The organism is Paenibacillus sp. Y660 (assembly GCF_057221575.1).
In genome coordinates this window covers 289,992-313,065 of sequence record NZ_JBXBBJ010000001.1, presented here as the reverse complement: position 1 = coordinate 313,065, position 23,074 = coordinate 289,992, and the positions used below count along the sequence as shown (strand labels likewise).

Annotated in this window: 21 protein-coding genes; 4 read left to right on the top strand and 17 right to left on the bottom strand. The window is 37.7% G+C overall.

The window, feature by feature from the left end:
• Positions 1 to 2: 2 nt before the first annotated feature.
• The 11 genes from AC2TDN_RS01355 to AC2TDN_RS01305 form a co-directional block, all read right to left on the bottom strand.
• The gene (locus tag AC2TDN_RS01355; RefSeq protein ID WP_484686775.1) at positions 3 to 821 is read right to left on the bottom strand and encodes a sugar phosphate isomerase/epimerase family protein; all 819 of its coding nucleotides are present in this window, start codon (positions 819 to 821) and stop codon (positions 3 to 5) included.
• Entirely contained in the window at positions 818 to 1,588 is a 771-nt protein-coding gene (locus tag AC2TDN_RS01350) for an NAD-dependent epimerase/dehydratase family protein (protein ID WP_484686774.1), read from the bottom strand. Before AC2TDN_RS01350 ends, AC2TDN_RS01355 begins: the two co-directional genes overlap by 4 nt.
• A gap of 2 nt (positions 1,589 to 1,590) precedes the next feature.
• Entirely contained in the window at positions 1,591 to 2,583 is a 993-nt protein-coding gene (locus AC2TDN_RS01345) for a glycosyltransferase (protein WP_484686773.1), read from the bottom strand.
• The gene (locus AC2TDN_RS01340) at positions 2,580 to 3,704 is read right to left on the bottom strand and encodes an FAD-dependent oxidoreductase (RefSeq protein ID WP_484686772.1); all 1,125 of its coding nucleotides are present in this window, start codon (positions 3,702 to 3,704) and stop codon (positions 2,580 to 2,582) included. The genes AC2TDN_RS01345 and AC2TDN_RS01340 overlap by 4 nt, the downstream gene beginning before the upstream one ends.
• Positions 3,705 to 3,719: 15 nt before the next feature.
• On the bottom strand, positions 3,720 to 4,070 hold the full coding sequence (locus tag AC2TDN_RS01335; protein WP_484686771.1) for a DMT family transporter: 351 nt from the start codon (positions 4,068 to 4,070) through the stop codon (positions 3,720 to 3,722).
• Between the two features lie 69 nt (positions 4,071 to 4,139).
• Entirely contained in the window at positions 4,140 to 6,110 is a 1,971-nt protein-coding gene (locus AC2TDN_RS01330; protein WP_484686770.1) for an ArnT family glycosyltransferase, read from the bottom strand.
• Positions 6,111 to 6,152: 42 nt separating this feature from the next.
• Positions 6,153 to 7,037, bottom strand: a complete 885-nt coding sequence (gene galU, locus AC2TDN_RS01325; protein WP_484686769.1) for a UTP--glucose-1-phosphate uridylyltransferase GalU — start codon at positions 7,035 to 7,037, stop codon at positions 6,153 to 6,155.
• 48 nt (positions 7,038 to 7,085) lie between these two features.
• Positions 7,086 to 8,351, bottom strand: coding sequence for a rhamnosyltransferase WsaF family glycosyltransferase (locus tag AC2TDN_RS01320; RefSeq protein WP_484686768.1), 1,266 nt, complete (start codon positions 8,349 to 8,351; stop codon positions 7,086 to 7,088).
• A 16-nt stretch (positions 8,352 to 8,367) separates the two neighbouring features.
• A complete protein-coding gene (locus tag AC2TDN_RS01315) occupies positions 8,368 to 11,448 on the bottom strand; it encodes a glycosyltransferase (RefSeq protein ID WP_484686767.1) in 3,081 nt (1,026 codons plus the stop codon).
• Positions 11,445 to 12,656: an ABC transporter ATP-binding protein gene (locus AC2TDN_RS01310; protein WP_484686766.1), complete on the bottom strand. Its 1,212-nt coding sequence runs from the start codon at positions 12,654 to 12,656 to the stop codon at positions 11,445 to 11,447. The genes AC2TDN_RS01315 and AC2TDN_RS01310 overlap by 4 nt, the downstream gene beginning before the upstream one ends.
• A 10-nt stretch (positions 12,657 to 12,666) precedes the next feature.
• Positions 12,667 to 13,458 carry an ABC transporter permease gene (locus AC2TDN_RS01305; RefSeq protein ID WP_484686765.1) on the bottom strand — a complete coding sequence of 264 codons (792 nt, stop codon included), beginning with the start codon at positions 13,456 to 13,458 and terminating at the stop codon, positions 12,667 to 12,669.
• A 341-nt stretch (positions 13,459 to 13,799) separates the two neighbouring features.
• Between AC2TDN_RS01305 and AC2TDN_RS01300 the strand changes: the two genes are divergently transcribed.
• The 3 genes from AC2TDN_RS01300 to AC2TDN_RS01290 all read left to right on the top strand — a co-directional run bounded on the left by AC2TDN_RS01300 (position 13,800) and on the right by AC2TDN_RS01290 (position 17,690).
• Positions 13,800 to 16,061, top strand: a complete 2,262-nt coding sequence (locus AC2TDN_RS01300; protein ID WP_484686764.1) for an O-antigen ligase family protein — start codon at positions 13,800 to 13,802, stop codon at positions 16,059 to 16,061.
• 178 nt (positions 16,062 to 16,239) lie between these two features.
• Positions 16,240 to 17,253 carry a M23 family metallopeptidase gene (locus AC2TDN_RS01295; RefSeq protein ID WP_484686763.1) on the top strand — a complete coding sequence of 338 codons (1,014 nt, stop codon included), beginning with the start codon at positions 16,240 to 16,242 and terminating at the stop codon, positions 17,251 to 17,253.
• A gap of 5 nt (positions 17,254 to 17,258) precedes the next feature.
• Positions 17,259 to 17,690 carry a bactofilin family protein gene (locus AC2TDN_RS01290; RefSeq protein ID WP_484686762.1) on the top strand — a complete coding sequence of 144 codons (432 nt, stop codon included), beginning with the start codon at positions 17,259 to 17,261 and terminating at the stop codon, positions 17,688 to 17,690.
• An 84-nt stretch (positions 17,691 to 17,774) separates the two neighbouring features.
• Here the strand turns inward: AC2TDN_RS01290 and AC2TDN_RS01285 are convergent, their stop codons facing one another.
• The 5 genes from AC2TDN_RS01285 to AC2TDN_RS01265 all read right to left on the bottom strand — a co-directional run bounded on the left by AC2TDN_RS01285 (position 17,775) and on the right by AC2TDN_RS01265 (position 22,293).
• Positions 17,775 to 18,569 (bottom strand): ABC transporter permease, encoded by a 795-nt coding sequence (locus AC2TDN_RS01285; protein WP_484686761.1) that lies wholly within the window; start codon positions 18,567 to 18,569, stop codon positions 17,775 to 17,777.
• Positions 18,562 to 19,482: an ABC transporter ATP-binding protein gene (locus tag AC2TDN_RS01280; protein WP_482065081.1), complete on the bottom strand. Its 921-nt coding sequence runs from the start codon at positions 19,480 to 19,482 to the stop codon at positions 18,562 to 18,564. Before AC2TDN_RS01280 ends, AC2TDN_RS01285 begins: the two co-directional genes overlap by 8 nt.
• A 465-nt stretch (positions 19,483 to 19,947) precedes the next feature.
• Positions 19,948 to 20,406, bottom strand: coding sequence for a S24/S26 family peptidase (locus tag AC2TDN_RS01275; RefSeq protein WP_484686760.1), 459 nt, complete (start codon positions 20,404 to 20,406; stop codon positions 19,948 to 19,950).
• Between the two features lie 11 nt (positions 20,407 to 20,417).
• Positions 20,418 to 21,800: a sugar phosphate nucleotidyltransferase gene (locus tag AC2TDN_RS01270; RefSeq protein WP_484686759.1), complete on the bottom strand. Its 1,383-nt coding sequence runs from the start codon at positions 21,798 to 21,800 to the stop codon at positions 20,418 to 20,420.
• Between the two features lie 52 nt (positions 21,801 to 21,852).
• Positions 21,853 to 22,293, bottom strand: a complete 441-nt coding sequence (locus AC2TDN_RS01265) for a PilZ domain-containing protein (protein ID WP_482065084.1) — start codon at positions 22,291 to 22,293, stop codon at positions 21,853 to 21,855.
• A gap of 131 nt (positions 22,294 to 22,424) precedes the next feature.
• Between AC2TDN_RS01265 and AC2TDN_RS01260 the strand changes: the two genes are divergently transcribed.
• On the top strand, positions 22,425 to 22,793 hold the full coding sequence (locus AC2TDN_RS01260; RefSeq protein ID WP_484686758.1) for a helix-turn-helix domain-containing protein: 369 nt from the start codon (positions 22,425 to 22,427) through the stop codon (positions 22,791 to 22,793).
• Here the strand turns inward: AC2TDN_RS01260 and AC2TDN_RS01255 are convergent.
• On the bottom strand, positions 22,768 to 22,923 hold the full coding sequence (locus AC2TDN_RS01255) for a hypothetical protein (protein WP_482065086.1): 156 nt from the start codon (positions 22,921 to 22,923) through the stop codon (positions 22,768 to 22,770). The genes AC2TDN_RS01260 and AC2TDN_RS01255 overlap by 26 nt on opposite strands.
• Positions 22,924 to 23,074 lie beyond the last annotated feature (151 nt).

The following is a 23,074-nucleotide window of genomic DNA, read 5'->3' as shown; positions in this document are numbered from 1 at the left end:
CCTCACCCTCTTATTTGAAAATAGTGTTTATTCACATATTCTAATGCTTGTAATAATGCCTCGCTATTATCTTTAAGAATTCCGTTTTTCATTTCAATAGACACCCATCCCTGATAATTGCATTCATGAAGGACTCCAGCAATTGCTTCATGTCCGGAACTATAGCTTCCTGGAATATTTAAATAAGGATCACTTATATGAAAGTGTCCTGAATACGGGAGGCACTCTGGTAGAATTATTTCTGGATTTTCCTCATTCAATAGCATCGTACTTGTATCTAAATGAAGTTTTAATCCATCACTTTTTACGTTTTTAACTAAGTCTAATACCTCTAATGAGGTTGTTAAAAAATCACATCCGTATTGTACAGGATTAGGTTCAATACAAAATTGAACGCCTAATTGAATTGCATATTCGCCTATTTTTCTAAAAAAATCTACTGCTTCCTCATATCTTACATCTCGATTTGAAGTACCGATTAGCCGGTTTTTTGGTGATCCAAACACAACAGCCTTTATTCCTAACTTATTTGCTAGCCTTAAAAGTGCTATTAAATAATAAAATGTCTCATCCTGAGCATCACCAAAAATGGATAAGTGAGCTTTGTTAAACAGTAATGATTGCATTGCTATTGGAGTTAACTCTCGACTAATCCAATATTTTTTATAGTACTCTATTTCATAATCACTTGCTGTGGTTGGCTTCTCCCAATTCTTTGTCGGAGCTAGTTCAATTCCACTTACCCCAAATCTCTTAAGCAACGGAATCATTTGGTCGTTTTCATGTGCTTCCCAGGCAATATTAGATATCGCTAGTTTCATCGGTTTTCCCTTTCCTTGTTAACAAATTGTTCTATTTGCAAGAAAATTTCTTCCTTCGTGTTCATGTAAGGTCCTGGTCTTCCGAATAATCCTGCGTACTTGCTTTGCATATCATAATTAACTGGATTCTTACCGTTGTCGTTTGTAAAATCAGATTTGAAACAATGATTAGCAATCTCTTCAGCTGATACTGGTTCTGTAGCAAAGTTGACTATCGATTCATTACTGTCCATAACAACTTTTATATCGCTCCACAATCGTGACATGTCATAAAATTGAAATATGCTTTTATGATGAGTCAAATGAAGGCAATTATCATGAATTAAATCAAATATAAAGTTTTTCTTTAGCCCTGTGCCAAAGAGCCCAGGTAAACGAACAATGATACTTCTTTCAAACTTGTCCTGCACAAATTTCTCTAGCATATAACGATGCTTACCATATGGTTCCATCGTCAGTTCAGAAATTTCCGTTTCCTCATTAACCTGAATAGGTTTTTGATAAACATCTACGGTCGAGATTAAAACAAAATTATTAGCTTTTATTGTACTTACATGCGACATTAATCCTTCAAGATTGGCTAGATCTTCTTCAGGCAACTGATTAGCCTTCCACTTCACAGCCGGAGCACCTGCGCAAACAACAAGATCATATTCCTTCCCTCTTATCTCTTCAATATTTTTAGAGTTATAGTAATCCTCAAATGTTGTTTGTGATAAAAGAGTAGAACCAACAAAACCAGTAAAGCCAATAATCGCTGTTTTCAAATTTACCCCTCCTGTTTTGTTGCTGCGACCTCAAGTTCACTGTTATACGTATCTACAGTTCTAATTTTAGCTTTAATTACTTCAGTAGAGTTCGTCGTATATGCAGGGCGGTCTTGGATTTCAATCATTATACGCGAAATATATTCTCCTAACATTCCCACAATAAAAAACAATCCTGCAAATCCTGCACTTATTAAAATCATTAGTGTAGTCCAGCCTTGAACTACATACGCGTTAAAAATGTAGTTATATAAAGCATAGGCCCCCATAAACATACTAAATACAAAGAAAATTATAGATAAATAATGTGCAAACTTTAAACCAACATTTGAAAACGAAACAATAATGTCAAACGCCGTACTTACATTCTCACGGTTCACTCTCCTAACTTGGACAGTTCTGTTTTTGTCCGGTGTATAAGGAATACTTTTTTTGGTATAACCAGTATACGAGTACAATGCCTTTCTATAACGAACCTTCTCTTTTAAGTTTAACATAGCATTCAATGCTCTCCGTGAGACTAGTCGAGCAGTTTCTGTTTGAAGGTCAAGTCTTAAATAGGAAATTTTATTTATTATTTTATAAAACAACTTTGACGTCCATGATGGATTTACAGATGGAGTAAGAACAACAATATCTGAACCTTTTAAGGCTGTTTGATAAAGTTTTATAAGCTGTTCTAATTGGAAATCCATACTTATGCTTTCCAGCTCAAATACAAAATCACCCATAGATTTTATTAACCCAGCCATCATGGCTTTCTCGATACCATGCTTCCTGGCTAAATTCATTATTATAATAGTACCCTGCAAATATTCTGAGGCATTCCTAATTCTTTCAAGAGTTAAATCGTTACTCGCATCGTTAATAACTATGATTTCATAGTGATAGAAAGCTTTGTTCATTGATTGATCAATTTGAACTAACATTTCTTTTATCGAATCTTGTTCATTATGTGCATACAATACAACAGAAACAAATACCTGCTCCTTCACAATAAGACATCCTCCAAATCATATATCGTGTTAAACTTACCAGATAAAACAGAAATAAAAGATGGCTTATTAGATGACGTTTTGATGACAGTTGGTCTAGAATCATCTAGTTCGGCAGAATTTAATATCGTTTTTACCGAAAATAACGAATTAGCATACTCAAACTGTAGTTTTGAGTTTAAATACTTTTGTGATTGCTGTTTCATTCTTATCCATGCTGTACTCGGGATCAATGAACAAGAGTTACAGTTTTGTAAGGAAAACTCTGTGCAATCTACTCTATCCTTCTGACAAGAAAATTTAGGGAATTGACCATTCGCAGTCTCATGCGGTGTATAACTTACCGAAGTCAATGAATGATAGCCTGAAAGTCCGAACGGCATAATTGAGAAAAATGGCCCGTCCATTACAGTTATGCCTACATTATTAAGTTCACTATTTGCTTTGGTTAATATAACCTCACATAATTCATATTTTGTTTTAAATGGAGTCAATTTAAACTCATTTAGAACCTGATTAATACTTGCATAGGTTGCATTTAGAACTTTTGGACTTTGTAAAGTTAGCTCTGAATTTATACAAATCATATATTTATCTGTATCACTGTCAACATTCTTAACCTGAGTATTAAAATACATATCTACATTGGGATATGTTTGTAATAATTCTACGAACCTTTCTTTTATTTTCTTAGCATCGTAAGTATACTCTACTGTCTCATAAGCTGCTTCGATAACCCCACGATTAAAATATCTTATAGGATTAACTTCATCAGCGGGAATACCTACATGCATGCAAAACTTTAGAAATTGCTCCGCATTCGTTAATGAATCATACTTAGATATTGCATAAATTTTCTTAAATTCACTGTGAATACCAAAATCGAACTCTCGATTAAAACGTTCATAGTAATGTGCTGACTTAGATGCAGTCGAGACACTTCTAGGATAATGGTAACCATTATGTACTCTAGCTTGGTTGATATAACTCGCTCGTGTCAGTGGCTCAGAATCCATCTCAATTAATGCAACATGAAGCCCTTGCTCACCTAAATACTTAGCAGCATACAATCCATAAATTCCAGCACCTATTATCGCATAATCATAGCTAATCGTTTTCATGTAAGCCCCTTTACCTTATAAAAAAAGAATGATTGTACCAGCTATAAGAAATATAAGACCAACAATTTTTAATGCAGTGAGTGGTTCATTGAATAATAGCACAGAAATAAGAACTACCCCCAAAGTAGTTAGCGCTTGGGAAACCGGGGAAATCCGGCTTAATTCACCACGAGATAACGCCATGACATAAAACAAAAAACTTATACCGTAGAAAAAAGCACCTCCCCATATTTGAGGAGAGGCAATAATTTTTAAGAAGAAAGAAATATTCAATGAATCTAATCGTATACCTAACACTGCTTGTTTAAGAAGTACCTGTGCTAGTAAATTGAAAACTAGTGCTAAAACTAACAGAATTATTATCACAATATCACCTCAATTACTGAATAGATTATAATTTAGTATTCATACAATTCCTTTAAGTATAGTTTATAATTATTTTGATGTTACTAAATTCACTCTTAATGTAAATGCAGTTTCATTGTTCAAACCATCAATGTCAAACCTTAAATACCGAACAGCTTCACCTACGAACCATTCATTATATTTTCCCAACGGAATAAATAACTTGCCGTTCTGTAATTTGAATTTATAGGATTCTCCTTCAGAAAAACCTGATGAATCGTATGCCCAAAATAGTTGCCCGTATATCTCAGCATCTATATTTTCTGATATATTTAAGTCTATTTCTATAAAATATTTATTTATTGTTTCTATTAAAGGTTCTGCCTCCCATACTATGTGTGGATCATCACCGATTATATTTATCATACCATCCTGATGCTTTCCTAAATTATTAACATAGATCTCGCTAAATTTAAATAGTTCTTTCAGATTTGCACCTCTGCTTAAAACCTCTATATTAGCTGGAAGGTTTTTTAAATCAGGTATTTCTAATTGTTTTTTTTCCACGGCTTTTTCAATATTGTTTATTGTAATCTCATTGAACTTAACTTTGCTCATATCAGCAAACAAATTACTTGTTGATTGGGCATAGATCACAATTGCATTTGCCAACATTGATGCTGAAATAACTATAAAGATTATCCCAGTCAGCTTCCAATATCGATGAACTATTGATTTTTGCACGATATATATAACAAGTAAAGATGTTGGAATAACACTTATATATAAGTATCTACCTATCATGATATCAACATCTTGGCTTAACGTGCCATACACAAGAACCAGGATGTTCAATGCTACACACATAGTAAGCAATACAATATAGAATTCGTTTGAGTTTTCAATCATTTTGAATGGGCTAATAATGAAACAACTTATTTTTTTCAAACATATACAAACCATGATGAATAACAACATTATCATGAAACTTAGAATTATAAGAAAGGATAATTCGATGTTTGGAAAATTAAACTCCTGAGGAATAAAATAATTACCTAAAAGATAAGGAAGTCTTCCTATCACAAACAATAAATCAAAATTAATATCATTCGGATTCACAATCCCCTTAACAAAATTCACATGAATAGAAGTCCCCGTCAGCATCTTATACGTGAATAAATTGTAAATAACCCATGGCATTACTAATAAACCAACAATAAATGAATAGACAAAGGTATATCTAATAGATTTCCTTTTAAGTAAAAACACTAATACAATCCCAAAACTAAATACAGCAGTTATTTTTGTTAAGATTAAACAAGCAGTGATGAGAGATATCACTAAAATTTCTTTATAACTAATATTTTTCATGTAATATATTTTTGTTAAATAAAATATTTTTGCACTGAGCAATAAAACAACTAGGCTCTCGTTTGAAACAGTAATCATTCTTGTTAAAATACCCGGATTAAGAAAAAACACAAAGATAATACTTGCAGCGATGAATCCAGAATCGTTAATTACTTTATAACCGACTAGTTCTCTTTTAGTCTTATACAGAAAATATAAAGAAGTAAGTAACATCACTAACCCTAGAACTCTAAGTATGAACAAATTTAAATACACATTATCGATAAAAAATATTGAAAACAGTGAACCGATTAAGTAATACAATGGTGGATGTACAGCTTCGTACTGCATTGCCGTAGGAAGTGCCTGACTGGTTATTTCTGACAGTGCATTAGTGTTAATATTGTCAAATAATGTCGGCAACTGTCCCACTTCAATAATATGTCTAATATAATCAAAATGTGCACCTTCGTCGATTGGTGAATAATATGGTATTAATGCTATAAAAAAAAAGCCATAAACTATTAATAATCCAAATATTGCTTTTAGTCGATATGAATAAACACAAAAACCATTCATGCAGGCTAAAACAACAGTAAGTACTACTATGTATTCTTTTTCAAACCTTTGCGCAGACAGCATATAGAAAATATACCCAATAGATAAAGCACATAGAAGAATCGTTAATATAGTCTTATTACTTTTAAGCATAATTCGCTGGCAACTCCCTAGTATCCAATGAGTAACATTCCATTAATTAACATAAAACTCAAATTGTCGTTGTAACTCTTTTATATATTTCAATACATCATCACGAAGATCTTCATGTTGTAATGCAAAATCTATAGTTGTTTTAATATACCCCAATTTTTCTCCAACATCGTATCGTTCACCTTCGAAACAATAAGCAAGTACATTTTTTGTTTCAGCTAAAATACTTATTGCATCTGTTAACTGTATTTCGTTTCCAGATCCAACTTTCTGAGTTCCTAGTATATCGAATATATCCGGAGTAAGTATATACCTCCCCATAATTGCTAAATTTGAAGGGGCTTCGTGAAGTTTAGGTTTCTCTACTAAACTTTTCACTTTATATATCTTTTCATTTATATTTACAGAGTCAACAATACCATATCTAGATACTTCAGTCTGACTTACTGGCTTAACACCAATAATTGGAGAATTGTATATTTCAAATAATTCAATCATTTGTTTTAAACATGGTATTTCTGATCTTACTATGTCATCGCCCAGTAAAACGGTAAACGGCTCATTTCCCACAAACTTTCGAGCACACCAGATAGCATGACCTAATCCTTTAGGTTCTTTTTGTCTAATATAATGAATATCTGCCATAGTGGAGGATTTTTGCACTTCATTCAAAAGTTCGAATTTTCCTTTTTCTTTAAGATTACATTCTAATTCAAAACTGCTGTCAAAGTGATCCTCAATTGCACGCTTTCCTTTGCCAGTAACGATGATTATATCCTCAATTCCAGACGCTACAGCTTCTTCAACAATATATTGAATAGTTGGCTTGTCTACAATTGGTAACATTTCTTTAGGCATGGCTTTTGTTGCTGGAAGAAACCTTGTACCCAAACCAGCTGCCGGAATAATGGCTTTACGTATTTTCATAAAGTTATAATCACCTTTTTGTATATTTATTATGTACTATTTCACTTATTACTCTTTTAGTAAATCTCGAATATCGTTTATAAATGGAAAGAGCACTTTTCCGTCTATATAATGTTGAATATTAGTATTTCCAAATGTTCTATGGTTGAAATTCTTATTATATAATGTACACTGTTCTACTAAAGACTCTGAAAGTGACTCAGGAGTAATCAACTTCAATGATGTAATATTTTCATGCCATCTAGATAAGTCCTTATTCCCATATTTATTTGTTATAACCTTCATACCAAAATGCGCCATCTCAAGAGGTGGATAACTTGGGTGAGGAGAGATCATTAACGATATACCAACTGACGAATCAATTAATGATTGTGCATAGCTCTCTAAAGACAATTTTCCGGCGGAATGTACTTTTATATTATTACCAAGGTCTATTTCTGGATGTTGTTCACCCACAGAAAGTATCTCCCAGTTTGAAGCATCCTCATATTTCCACACCCAAATCCTTAGTGCTTCGATTATTAACGTAAAAGCGTTTCGAGCAACTGATGGTCGACCGTATAGCAGTATCTTCTTTTTTTTATCTCTCAAATTATCCTTCGATAAATAACTTTTTAACGTTAAATTCAATTGGGGCTCAAACGAAAATTGTTTATAGAATTTATACCCTAAACCATTCATATATTCTTTTAGTAGTTCCGTATTAAAAACTGCAATTTGAGGACCATCATAATGATAAGTACTTTCTGCTAATATGGATTGACTAGACCACGCATAAAAACAAGGTTCATAGTCTTGTATAAAATATATTAGTTCTTTTCTCGATTGCTCATACTCTATTTCCTGCCATTTGACAATCCTTTGAGCACTGTATGCCGTCCACCAAGCTGTTGCTATAAAAATATCTTCTCGTCTGACAGGAATAGTCTTCTGATATCTGTCATTAAAAGCAACTAATTGATAACTATTTGTTGGATCATTTTCTGAATTAATTAAGTCATAGTTTTTAAAAGGAATTAGATCAACTTCACTTGGAGATGCATCTGTCATAATAATTCTTTTGTCGCATCCATCAGGTACAAGTTCATCAAAAAATTTTATAGCAGTAGATATTCCTCCAAAAACATGTTCTTTATTGATGGATGGGACTAACAAATTATAACGTTTTTTCTCATTTTCTGATCGTCTAGCAAGAAACGGTGTGATTTCACCAATATGTGTTGTAATAAAATTGCTTTTAGCTTGGTCGTATGCTTTTTTAACCATCTTATTTTTTTTCGCTACTCTTTTTAATTTATCGACCCAAGTGCTCACATGACTCTCCCCCTATTTATTTAATGGTTGGGACCAAATGTTTCAATGATAGGTTCTGATTAAAAAATGGATCTCCACCTTTTAAATATGGACCATAGTGGAGGGCTGACATCTTGAAATCCTGCTCCGGTACAAAGGAGCTTCTAGTCTTTGACTCATAATGATTGAGTTTTACATTAGGATCATAAATATTAAACAATCCGTGTTTAGTAGCTCTTAAAGAAATCTCAACATCACTACCACATATAATAAATTGTTCATCAAATCCCCCTATACTATTCACAGTTTCCCGCGATATAGCAAGACAAGCACCTGTAGATGCACTCACATTTCTAATGACAGCAGGAGAAATAAAGGGAGATCCGTAATGGACAGGCTCTATTCCCTTAAAAATGTGATCAGCCCATCCTCCCATACCGATTACAACCCCGGCATGTTGAATTGTCCCATCTTCGTATAACAGCAAAGCTCCAACAGTACCCACACCAACTTGTAAAGATTTTTCGGCTAATCTGTTCAGCCAATCCGCCGTCAATACCACAGTGTCATTATTTAAAAATACATACACTTCACCTTTTGCAACACTTATCCCATGATTGTTCAATTTCGACCAATTAAATTCATATGATGCTTCAATTACTCTAACAAAATCAAATTTCTTTTGTATCATGTCAAACCAATCAATAGAAGACTTTAACTCGGAATTATTATTTAGTATAAGAATCTCATAATCAGCATAATTAGTGACCTTAATAATGCTTTCTATACAAGGCTCCAGCAACTCTATTTTATCTTTTGTTGGAATAATTATGCTTACCTTTGGTAGTGGCTCAGCCAATCGAAAACGAGTATCATAAACAAATAAATGTTCAGTTTCTTCTGCCCAAGCGTTTCCTTCTCCATATACACGTGATAAATGGTCATTTACAGCTCTTAAACCGGATGTTTGTGCATATGGTTTGGAATTAGGATTAAGTGCGGTTGAAGTATTTAACTCTCTCCAGGAATAAAGCACTTTAGGTACATGTCGAATGCTGCAACCGGCAGTTTCCGTCATCCTCAAAATAAGGTCGTAGTCCTGAGCACCTTCGTAACCTGTTTTATATCCCCCCACTTGTTCAAATAAATTCTTTCTAAACATCACTAGGTGACCCAAATACATCTGGCACCTTAATAAATCTGGTGACCAATCTGGTTTATAAAAGGGATTTTTTCTAACCCCTTGCATATCAATTTTGTCTTCATCCGAGTATAACAAATCATATTTCTTATTCTGAAGTTCCTTCACCATTTCAAAAATAGCATTTGGACGAAGTTCATCATCGTTATCTAATAAACAAAAATATTCTCCTTCCCCGTATGAAGCAGCAATATTTGTCGTAACCGCAATTCCGTTATTTTTTCCCGAAAAATGTATACTAATTCGATCATCAGAAATCGTTTTTAAATATTGCATTATATCAGTATTCGTTGAGCAATCATCAACGACAATAAGCTGCCAGTTTGAGTATACTTGTTGCTGTACAGATTTTATCGCTATTTCAAGCCATTTTGGCTCTACATTATAGACAGGCATTAATACTGTAACTAACGGATTGAATTCCCATTCATTAATCTCTTCTAACATTCCCTGATGATCTAAGTGATCCAGAAGTTGATAATTATATTCTGGCTGTAATTGTTGTAATTTTACACCTTCAACCTTCTCAAGGAGACCCTTTAGTCCTCTTCTCCGAAATTCGAAGAAACCTCTTTTTAAGTAATGAGGATTTTGCTTGACTAATTTAATTAATTTATAAGCTTTCTTCATTGGCCATTTGATTTTATTAGGCACAATTTTCTTTAATCTATTTTTGATTCTTAGAGACTCAGCCATTGACTGTAGTTCAGAAATATAAATATCTTTTTGCTCTATAATTAATCCAAACTCCTCCATTGTGTTTCGTGCTTTTCTATCCATTTCTACTTGAATTTCTAAAAGCTTTAAGTTTGCTTGAGATTCTAATTCTCTTGCTTTCTCAATATTAGTATCCACTAAACTATTAACTTTATTTTCAATATCTATTATTTTGTTTAAAGATATATTAAATTGCTGAAAAACATCATTAATTAAACTGTATTGTTCATCCATCTTCTTATTTAATGATGAATTATAATTAATTAATAACTGTTCATTATAACTAACTTTCTGAGCAACTGCTTCAATCCTTAATTCAGTATTTTGGAATTGACCATTGTAATGTACTTCTCTGTCCTTATCACTGATATTCTGATGTAGTATTTTTAATTTCTGGTAAAAATCATCTATTTCCGCTAACGCATTAAGACTTATATCGGTATTGGCTCTTGTATCTATCCAATTTTCTATTTCGTTTAATATACTTAAGTCTTTTATTGATACAATAAATTGACGATAACTAGGTCCCTTATAATCATTTTGATATACTTTCTGATTATATACACTGTCTATAAGAGTACAGTAAGGACGAAGTGCGAATTTACCTGCAACTAGAAAATGAGTTGACATTAACATTTCCCAGAGAGCTAAAGAACCATGACCAAAATGAAAATATGGAATTTTTTTCACTTGTAATAATTGCAATGTACTATCAAGATCAGGTAATCCTAATTCTTCATGTTCTTTTAACCAACGGTAATCTTCCCCATACAATACTTTATAAAAGGTATTAATATTTTTTTCAGACTGAGCTACTCCATCCGTATTGAATGGAGCAGATATTAAGAAACCAATTTTCCCCACTCTATTCATTTCGGACAATAGAGCATGTTTCCGATCATTTTGAATATGTTCATAAACATCAAGAGCGATCACCCAATCATATTCATTTTCTCCAAAAGGCATTTCTGTGGCGTCACCTTCAGTATATGAAGAATCACTTTTCAGATGTTCAGGAACCTCAATATCTAAATAACTTATATCATCATTAGATAAAAATAATTCAAGATTTTTATGTTCATTAGCGCCGACCTCCAAAATCCTTACCTTGTCAATATTAAACTTATTTTTCCATCCAGAAATAACCTCAGCGGCATGCTTATATCTTTGGTATTGGTCGAAAGGAATGGTTCCTGTCATTTAATTACTCTCCATTCATGATCCATATATGATAAGCCTTCAGTAAAATACTCACTCTTAATAGAAAATTGTTCCACGTTTGTTTTATAATCTATCATTACTACACCTTTTTCAGTGAACAATCCTACGTCTAAAAAATAAGTACCACTTAGCAATGGGATTTTAGGAATCCGATATTGAACAGAATGTCTACCTCTATTGAAAGGTATCGATATTTGATCCAAGTAAGTATTTGGTCCAAATATGTACTTCCTTTCACGATCGTAAATAGCTACACCTACCAAAAGATTGGGGACAGCTTCTTCGTATATGTCATAAATCACATCTAATTGTAGTGTATCAAATGTATTCAATTCCAAATTCCCTGGTATTACAGAAATAATTCGGCCAACAGTACTTATATCTGTAGGAAGTGAAAATGGCTCAATCGTTTCAATATCACAAACAATTTCATCTGAATCAGAAGTGCTCATGTTATCCAGATAAAGTGAATCTTCGTATGCATTTACAATCTCATTAGACGACCCATCTTCGCGCAAAATTCCTTTATCAATCCAAATCGCTCTTGTGCAAAATCTTTTTATTTGTTCTATGGCATGCGAAACAAATAAAATTGTAGTACCATTCTCGCGAATCTGTTTCATCTTTTCGATGCATTTCATTTGAAACCTAGTGTCTCCTACACTTAAAGCTTCATCTACGATTAAAATATCTGGTTCAACATTAATAGCAACCGCAAACGCTAGTCTTGCAAACATACCACTCGAATATGTTTTAACAGGACTATGGATAAAATCGCCTATATCAGCAAATGACAAAATACTTTCTAGCTTTTCAGTCACTTCTTGTCTTTCGAGGCCCATAATAGTTCCATTCAAATAAATATTTTCCATACCAGTATACTCAGGATTAAAACCAGCGCCTAATTCAAGAATAGCTGATACTTTTCCGGATATTCTCACTTCGCCAATGGTAGGAGACACAACTCCTGCAATAAGCTTTAGAAGTGTGGATTTTCCTGATCCATTTACTCCAACAATCCCGACACTTTCACCTTTATTAATTTTTATTGAGATATTATCCAATGCCTTATATTCTTTGTGATATTTTTTACGAGAAGGATTTATAGATTCTTTTAACCTGTCAATTTGTTTTTCATAGATTTTATACGACTTTGTAACGTTAATAAATTCTATTATATTATCCATAAATACCTCACTAGAGAACATCCGCAAAATGCGGTTTTAGTTTTTTAAATAACAACCAGCCACTACACATAAGAACAATAGAAAAAATCCAAAAGTAAATAGTTAAGTTAGGATGATCAAGTATCTTCTCGTTTGTAAATAAAGCAGAACGGTAACCTTCAACGATATAATAAACAGGATTCAATTTAATTATAAAATGATACTTATCCGGCACCATTTTTAGCATCCAAAAAATGGGTGTGACCCAGAATCCGAATTGAGTTATCATTGCAATTATTTGTCCTACATCCTTGAAAAACACATTTAAAGCAGATGTTAAAAGATTAAATCCTATTAATAAAATAATAGAGCAAAACATAAAGTAAACTATCTGTATATTACTTACTTTTAATGAATACCCATAAATTAAATAAATTACAAACAACATCACAATAAAAAATAAATGTACTTTTAATGCTGTTATAATTTTGACAAGTGGGAGCAATTCTGTTTTAAACACAACTTTTTTCACAAGGAAAGAATTTTCTGTTATCGCCGAAACACCATTTGAAAGCACATCTGAAATAAAAAGCCATGGTACCATTCCTGCAACCAACCACAGAATGAAAGGGACATTCTCAACAGGTACTGACTTGAAACCCACCTGAAAAACAAACCATAAAATTGAAATCACAATTACAGGATGTATAAAAGCCCAAAGTATTCCTAAAAATGATCCATAATATTTCATCTGAAGTTCTTTTTTTGAAAGTTCGTTCACAAGCTTCATTGATCGAATAATTTTATCAAAATAATGATTCATTTCTTGTTACTCTCCTACCATATATTTTATTCTTACTTTAATTACAAATTAATTAACTAACGTTTTCTACAAATCTATTGATAAAAATGTCGATTCATCCCTTGTTATCTTACCAAAGTTCCTCCCATATTCATACCTTATTCTACTTCCAGTACCGAACAAATTGTAGAAATTTTGCGTAATGTATACTTTTTCGACAATCCCCCATTCCCTACAAATCTGTAAACGCCATACATTTTAATGGTTTCTATTATAGTAATCTACTCCCCCATTTGATAAAATACAAAAAGAAGCTATATCTGTTTCATATATACATAACTATGGATGAGGAGTACTTACGAATGAGCGCACGAAACAATTCAAAAAGCAGTACGGAGACGATATCCGCAGATTTATCGCTTTTAAGGTGGATTGGCACGATTGGAATTGCCCTGTTTCTTATCATTTTCCCTTATAATCGAGGATTGTTCAACGGCTATGAGTTAGGCTTCGAGTCTGCGATCTATGGTGCGGCCATCTTTGGCTACGTTGTACTGATCGTAACAGCTGCCTACATGTTCCGCAGCACGCTGCTGAGCAGTTACCGAGGTATTTTGTCGATTGCTGTCATGACACTTCCGCTCATTTATTGGTTATCTTCCTTTCAAGCCGTATCGAGCTATTATGCACAGTTCATGACTCTCGTTTATTTTTTGCTCGCTGCTCTCTTTATTAGCGGACTCTATTTTGCAGACTCCAAGCTTTCACGCAAAACGATTGAATATGCCCTTATGCTCTCATCCTATTTAATCGTCATCTTCGGTTTATTGAATCTGTTTGGCCAAATGTACTATAGAGATGCGCTATGGCTCGCTCATGACGGCTATCGTTTGTCATCCGTTTTTCAATATTCAAACACTTATGCCGGCTTCCTAGCTGCGTTGTTTTTAGTTAGCCTCTACTATGCCGCACACTGCATACGTCCTTCTGCACGGCTCATTCATGCAGCTATGCTTGTACCGATATGGATTTCGTTCATGTTCACCTATTCGCGGGGCGCTATCGTAGTTATTCCTGTTATGGTGCTAATCCTACTGCCGTTTTTACGGTTGACGAAACAAATCGCATACATCGTATTTATGGTTTTGTCTGTTGTTGTCTCAATGGCTATATTAGGAAAACTTACAACGAATGCCGATGCCATTGCCGCATTGGTTCAACCGACCGCAACGAAAGCGCAAAGCCCAATTTCATTATTCAGCTCATTGCCGCTGCAAAACTGGGGACTTCTGCTGCTCGGAATGGTCATTACTGCAGGCCTGATTTTGCTTTACCACACCAAAGTCAATGCTTTCATTGAAGCAAAGCTTACAAATCTATCCTCAAAGAAATGGTCATTCGCTGCTGTACCCGTCGTCGCAATCGTCCTAGCAGCGGTTGCTATAGTAGCTCTATTAGGCAGCAGTGCGATCCGCGGTTTGTTACCTGATAAAATTGCTGCACGCTTTGAAAATATTAATTTACAGCAGCACAGCGTACTGGAGCGATTAACCTTTTACAAAGATGGTCTTCATGTCGCTGAGGATTATCCGCTTCTCGGCGGAGGCGGCGGTGCATGGCAGGCGATGTATGAGCAATATCAGAACAACCCATATTGGAGCAGACAAGCGCACAGCTTCTTTGTTCAGACGCTTGTAGAAACCGGCTGGATTGGTTTAATCGCCTTGCTCGCGTTGCTCGCTTTTGTTTACAGCTTATATATCCGATCCTTCATCCGTTATCCCGAGCTGCGAGGCAGCCATTTTATCTTTTTTATTCTTTCGTTTTCACTGCTCATTCACAGCGCGATTGATTTTGATATGAGTTTTCTGTTTATTAGCGCGCTCGTATTTATTTCTCTAGGCTGTATGCTTGCTCCTTATAGCAGCAAGTTTTTAATTGAACGCCTCAAAGGAAAGACGGTACGCCCATGGCAAAAGGCTGCTTATCCGGCAGTTCTTGCTCTACTGTCCCTATTCCTGATTGTCGTTGCTATTCGGGAAAATAGCGCCGTTCATAAATACACTGATGTATATTCGTTAGCCGTTCAGCAGCAAACGCCTTTAGACCAGCTGGTGCCGATGTTAAATGAAGCAATCGATGCATCGCCTAAGCATGCGGCTTTCTCGTTAACGATGGCAGATTGGCTGGAGCAGGCTTACAAACAAACATCTGATTCATCCTATCTAGATAAAGCCATTGACACGGTTAAGCAAGGTAGAGATTCAGACTCTTATAACCGCGGTCTTCTCCTTGCGCAATATCGTCTTCTTCAACAAAAGGGACAATTCGAAGAATCACTTGCTATACTTGACGAGGGTGTCACCAAGTTCCCTTGGGACATCACTCTTTATGAGGCTTCGATAATTTCTTATGTAAAAGCAAATCAGATCGCTTTTTCCGAACAAAACGGTGACAAGGCAAAGCAGTACGCACAGCGTGTAACTGATCTCACTAATGAAATAAATAGAAGAATCGGTCAGCTCGCTGCCTTGCCGGCTGAGCAGCAGCAGGGCCGCTCCTTCGCCATCACGCCAGCTATTGAGCAAGCCATTGCACAGATAGAGCTAGTAGAAGCTCAATAGTTGTTAGCTTAACCTCACTAGCATTTCCTAAGACTGTCCGCCCGCACCATTCGTGCATGGCTGGCAGTCTTTCTTGTTTTCGCACAAGTTTTATGGCATGTTTTACTGCTTCCAAGAATAAATAGCATTAGAACGTTCTGATCGATCCTGTATGAGCTCAGCCGGAAGGAGTAGGCTATTGAAACGAGCGAGGAATCCAAAATGGTCCTTTGTCGTGATGCGCGGCGCGGATAAAACTGTGAAGCAATTTCACATATCAAAGCGATCTGTCTTTGCCGCGCCTACGGCAGCGGTTTTAGCGGTTACGGGCTGCATTGGGGGCCTCCAAATCAAGTCAGCCTATGAGCTGCATCTTTTGGAGGAACAATTGTCTAATCAGGATGCTGAGTTTGCTCAAACCGTAACCGCAAAAGACAAAGCAATCACATCTTTGCAGCAAGAAATACTCGGGCTATCGCACCAAACCCTTGAAATGAAAGCGAAGATCGATGAGCTGCAGCAGCTTGAGCTCAAGCTGAAGCAATTCATTAAAAACTACGGAAATAGAGTAGATCCATCTGCCTACCTAGCTCCAAAAAGAACATCAGATCTCTCCTCTCGAACGCTGCCGTCTACGCCCACTATTTCCAGTAATTACTCCACTAGTCTACAAAAATCTATAAGCTTTTCATTACTCGCACAAAATACCAGCCATGAACTCGCTTCACTCGGCACGATGGTCGAGACGATGGAGGAAACACTTGCGCTAACCTATGAGTTGGCCCAAGCAACAAGGTCCACTGTAGATGCCTATCCTTCCTCCTGGCCGACACGCTCTAAGCTGCTTACATCCGGTTTTGGTTATCGCAGCGATCCTTTTACCGGACGTTCTACGTTCCATGCAGGCATTGACATAACAGGCAAGCTTGGTGATCCCGTACTTAGCGCAGCAGACGGCACTGTATCCGAAATAGGGTTCAATAGCTCTCTTGGCCATTATATCGTGATCGACCATCTAGGAGGCCTACAGAGTGCCTATATGCACTTAAAGGAGGTCGAAGCGAGTAAAGGCGACGAGATCGTCCGTGGCGAGAAAATCGGCTTATTAGGCTCAAGCGGCAGAAGCACGGGTCCGCATTTGCATTTTCAGATCATGCAAAAAAATGAGCCCGTAAATCCCATTACATTTCTGGCGCTAATAAAGGAGGATTAAAATTTATGTTTAAAGACAACAAACGGCTCGCGGCAACCGATACACTGATCGGTCAAGGCACGGTGAGTGAGGGCAAAATGAACTGCGAGGCAAGTCTGCGCATTGAAGGTGAATTCCGTGGCGATATTGAATGCAAGGCCGATGTCATCATTGGAGAATGCGGCATTGCAAGATCGAATATTACAGCAAGAGATATTACGATAGCTGGCAAAGTGTACGGCGATATCGTTACGAAAGGACGGCTCATCATTACCTCTACCGGTCATTTAACCGGTACGATTACAGCTAGTACAGTCATCATCCAAGATGGAGGCAGACTTAACGGCATGTGCCATATGGATCCGGTTACGGATGTCAAAAACCGTGCACTTCCGGAATCCGATACAACTCCTATTCATGCCAAAGAGTCTAAAGAAAAATCTAGACAAGCTGGATAATCAGCTAAAATAAAAAGCCGTTCGTCTACTGTCTTCCTTCAGAGGATGACACAGCAGGAACGGCTTTTTTGCTAAAGATGAAGCTTAGGTTGCAACGTCACGCTTATTGAATATATACCAGGTCAATGCAATGAATATGACGTAATAGACACCCAGTACGCTTAGCGAATAGCCTAAGGTCATGCCTTCACGCATCGGGCTGCCATTTAAATATTGCGTAAGGTTCAAATGGACAAACAACAAATAATCGATCCATTTGTAATCGAGCATCGCAATTAGGCCAATAAAGCTGTTAACCCCAAGCAGAAGAAACAGAGCCATACCGATAGCAAGTCCGCTGCTGCGGAACACTGTCGAGAGCATGAAAGCAAGCGTAACCGTAACGACGAGCGAGATTAACGTTAAGCCATAATACTTCAGCATATATGCAATTGGATTAGATCCTTCTTCGCCTACAAAATTTGGACTCACATCAGGTGATGCGTTGATGCCAAAGCAAATCCAATTCACCAGCAATGTACTTGCGAACAATAGAATAGCGAGCAAAATAGCGAATTGAATGATCGAAATATATTTGGAAAGCAATATTTTCGACCGCGACCATGGACGGATCAGCAGCAGCTTAATCGTCCCGCTCGTAAACTCCTCCGCAACCCCGCCGGCAGCGATAACTACCGTGAATATCGTTACAAGCAAAAACAAAATTGAAGACTCTAAAAATACGACATCCCACATCGATGTGTCCCTGCCGCCAAAAACCAGCCATAATATAGATATCGTTAATACTAGAAGCACTAAAATGGCTGACATTACCCATGTGCGGGGACGACTGTATATTTTCATATTTTCATTTTGAATAAGCGGCAAGAAATTACCCAATGCGTTCCCCTCCCGTTACTTCCAAAAATTGATCTTCAAGCGTTTTGACTTGCGCGCGGATGCCATATACTTTAATGCCCGCTGATACAAGCGAAGCGTTAATCGCAGCTGTGCCTTCCTTGTCCGCCTCGACAGCGAGTGTATTCTCACCCTCAAGCTCTCCTGCAAATCCAGCAGCCTGGATAACCTCGATAGCGCTTTGCAGACGATCAACTTCGATAACAACTCGCGTATTTACTTTGGCAGCATGCTCGCCGCGAATCGTTCTAACGTCGATCAGCTTGCCGTTTTGGATAATGGCGACGCGGTCGCACATAAGCTCCATTTCGGACAATAAATGGCTCGATACGAATACGGCAATGCCTTCCTCCTTGGAGAGCAGACGCAAGTAATCACGCAGCTCGCGTATGCCGGCAGGGTCAAGACCATTAGTCGGCTCATCCAAAATAAGAAGCTGCGGTTTATGTAAGATTGCCTGCGCAACGCCAAGACGCTGCCGCATGCCAAGCGAGTAGGTTTTTACCTTGTCGCCAATTCGCCCTTCAAGGCCCACAAGCTTCACGACTTCATTGACACGATGCTCTGTAATGCCGGGAATCATACGCGCATAATGAATTAAATTATCATACCCGCTCAAATATTTGTACATCTCGGGGTTCTCTACAATCGCTCCAACATGGCGAATAGCCTTCTCAAAGTTTTTCGTGATGCTATGTCCGCTAATCGTTATTTCGCCCTCAGTCAATGACATTAAGCCAACCATCATGCGAATGGTAGTCGTTTTGCCTGATCCGTTAGGACCAAGGAAACCGAATACTTCGCCAAGAGGCAAATCAAGCGTCAACCGATCAATAATCGTTCTTTTACCGATTTTTTTAGTTACATTTTGCAATCTAACAATAGGCTGCTCCATCTCATAGCTCCTCCTCAAAAAGATCCAAATCTCATTCATTATAATCGATTCAGGAAAGAATTGGTAGTTTGCAAAAAAAAGCCCCCGCTCTACAGTTAGACTGTAGGGCAGAGACTCTCATCATCATTCACGCGATAGGGTTGTATAACATGTTCGGCAACTTTCGCATCTGCGCGAAGGAACATTTTATAGTCATAGTTACTGGTCTTACCCGGCGATCCTACTATAGCATCCAGCTTATCTTGCTCCACGCTGCATGTTAAGCAATAACCCATTGGATGTACCACTCGGAAAAATCCTGTCCGAAACAATATATCTGCCTCAGGATTTGCTACCATCTCTCCGCAACTAACACAATAAAAACGGTCCTTTGAACATATCATCCGATAGATCGCTCCCTCTCTCTTTCGTAATGACTGTATCAACCTCTTCCTAACGTATGCATGATGCATGATGCATGATGCGTTAAATGGCAGATGTTCGATCATAACGTCGATTTGCAATCCATCTAGAAACCTTTGGCCAAAACAGGATTTGAAGCACCGCAGCCTCGAGAAGCCGCGAGCGCCAATGATTGACATACAACACTTTTCCATCACGGTGAACAGCTTTTAATTTCCCTATAATTTTGGAGTAGGCTACTGGCCGCTCCGGCACATCGCATGTATCGCCTCGGAATGTATAGCTTGCTGACTGCTGATCATATTTTATCTCAATCATTCGATTAAGCAACAGGTGTCCTTCGTTATTTTCAAACAAGCACACATCGCCGATCTGCAGCTCCTCTTCGCGTACACGAACGAACGTCGTCACATTCCCATCTTGTAAAAATGGAAACATATCGTTGCCGTAGCATGTGACATCAATAGAGCCTCGCTTTTCAACGACCTTCGCAATAATGACAGTCAGCTCATTCCGATGCATACGATAGTCTCCTACGCCATATTTAATTGACTAGTAATCTCATCCCATGTAACGCCTAGCTTGATGACATCATCCTCAAGTATTTGCTGACCTGTCTGCACTTCAATGAGCTCAACATCCGTACACGCACGCAGGCAGTGTCTAGAACGTTCTGGGATGACTATCGTATCGCCTGGCCCAACTTGGCGGTACTGCTCATCGATAACAATCAGCCCTTCTCCAGCTAAAATCGTCCACACCTCTTTTCGTCTAAAATGCAAGTGATAGCTGATGTTCTGTCCTGCAGCAATAAAGATACGCTTCGTCACGCTATGTAAACCTGATGCCATTATTGCTGTATCAATAATTCTATAATGTCCCCAGCGCCGCTCTTCATATTTGGGCTGTTCATTCATCGACTGCAGCTTTGCATTTAGAATGGCGCCTGCATTTTTGCTTGTTACTAGAATTCCGTCCGGACTTGCGGCTACAATCACGTTTTTCAAGCCAATAATCGAGATTGGAATGTCCAGTTTATTAATTAGCTGAGATTGCTCGCTATCCTCTGACACTTCACCCATGCCTAATCGATTAAACGATATTTCCTCCGATAATGTTTTCCAGGTGCCTAAACCCTTCCAATCGCCATCATAACCTACAACAGATCGAGAATATGTTTTTTGTGTAACTTCGGTTTCAAAGCTTGCTCGCGGGATTTTAGAATACTGCTTATACAGCTCATCGTAATGAATAGGAAGACCGCGGTTCATAAGCATAGCAATCATAAAATCAAGCGAAAAGGCATAGATGCCGCTATTCCAAAATGCCCCGTCTGCAATAAGCGATTTCGCTTCTGCCTCATAGGGCTTTTCCATAAATGTTAGCACCTTGCGCTCGCTTATGCCCTCATCCTCCTGATACGGAGCTAATTCAGGTACGATGTACCCGTATTGCTCGGATGGAAAGCTAGGCCTTGTCCCAACCATTAGCAGCTCTGACCTGCTCTCTCTTGACAGCTTAGAAAGCCTTCTTATGTATGAAAAGAAATCACTATCAACATATGCGTCAACTGGCATTATAATGACTGTTTCACTTAAAGATACACCGGCGATGGAATACAAATAAGCGGCAGCGAGCGCCACTGTCGGAAAGGTGTCCCGTTGCTCAGGTTCAATAATAAGCGGTGCTTCTGTACCAACTTGTGTATGCAATAGCTCTACCTGCTCGCGGCAGGTCGCTATGCGGACATGCTCCTGCAGATCCGCTTCATCTAGCTGACGCCACAAGCGCTGCAGCATAGATTCCATGCTGCCTCGCGGGCCTTCGAGCACCGGTAAATATTGCTTCGCACGCTTACTATTTGCTAAGGGCCATAATCTCTTTCCAGATCCGCCTGATAACAATATGATCTTCAAAGCTTGTCCCCCTTCTATCAAGCGCTTACCAAATTACAGATACTCAAACAAGCTAGCCGCTGTAATGCATGCGCTTTGTATTTAGTAGTCTGCTGTATAAATAATGTATTTTTTTCTGCTGCGGCTGGCATTCCAGTATTTCTTGATTCATCACGCCAATAATTAAAGAACGGAGCGTATTCGAGCATTCAAAAAGGACGCCATGTGCAAACTGATTATCAGCCTTCGAATTCCATACGATTCGGCCGCGCACATTAATTTGTACATTGGAAATCGTCATTCGAAGCTCTACGGAATAATTGTGCTGAATCGGCAGCTGCAGGCCAGATAAGAAACATAGGCCATTTGGGCTTAAGTTAAGCAGCTGTACCGTAGTCGTCGAGGGAGTGAGCATCTGCCCATCTTTGCTTATTAGTCTAAGCTCTGCTTTTACGCCTTCTGTGAAGCGAAGCCTGATGTGGGCGCGCGAGAGATCATTTGAATTCGTCGCCATGCTGGGTTTCCTCCATCATACCTAATAACAAAAATGATTATAGTCACTTATAATTTGCAGCAAATGAATGCAATTGCTGCGTTTCCGTATTAATATAGACTTAGCAGCCTTTCTAAGACAGGAGGAGTTTGATGAGCATAGGCAATCGGCTTGCAGAATTGAGGGACGGACGGAGGTGGACGCAACTGCAAACCGCCACAGCGCTTGGCATTTCACGAGCGGCTTTATCGCATTACGAGAAAAATCGAAGAGAGCCTGACACCGAAACATTATCGAGGTTCGCGGATTTATTTCAGGTCACAGTCGACTTTTTGGTAGGTCGGACTTCAATCCCTCAGCAAACACTAACCGATGATGTGAGAGCCTTCGTCGACCATCTCGAGCTATCAGATGAAGAGTTATTAAAAACCTATCATTTAAGCATAGATGGTCGGACTCTAACTCCGGATGAAACCAAACGCTTTATTGCTTTTATTAGAGCTGAGCGTTTATTGCGTTAACGTCCTTCTTTGAAATCCACCTTTCTTGTGGAATGCCGATTTGATCAAGTATTTCATTTATTTCAAGTGTGGTGACCTTCGATAGTTGTGCATCATCCTCGATCGACATTTCTAGTTCATCTCTCAACATACGACCGACTCCTCATCGTGTTATGACAATGAAAGAAATTATAACATCATTATACCCGAGCCTTCGGATGGAATATGTCGGTTAGTGGGTGCGGCTTTCTTCTAATTTACTGGCATTTTGTCGAAAAACAAAAGGGACTGTCGCCTGAAGT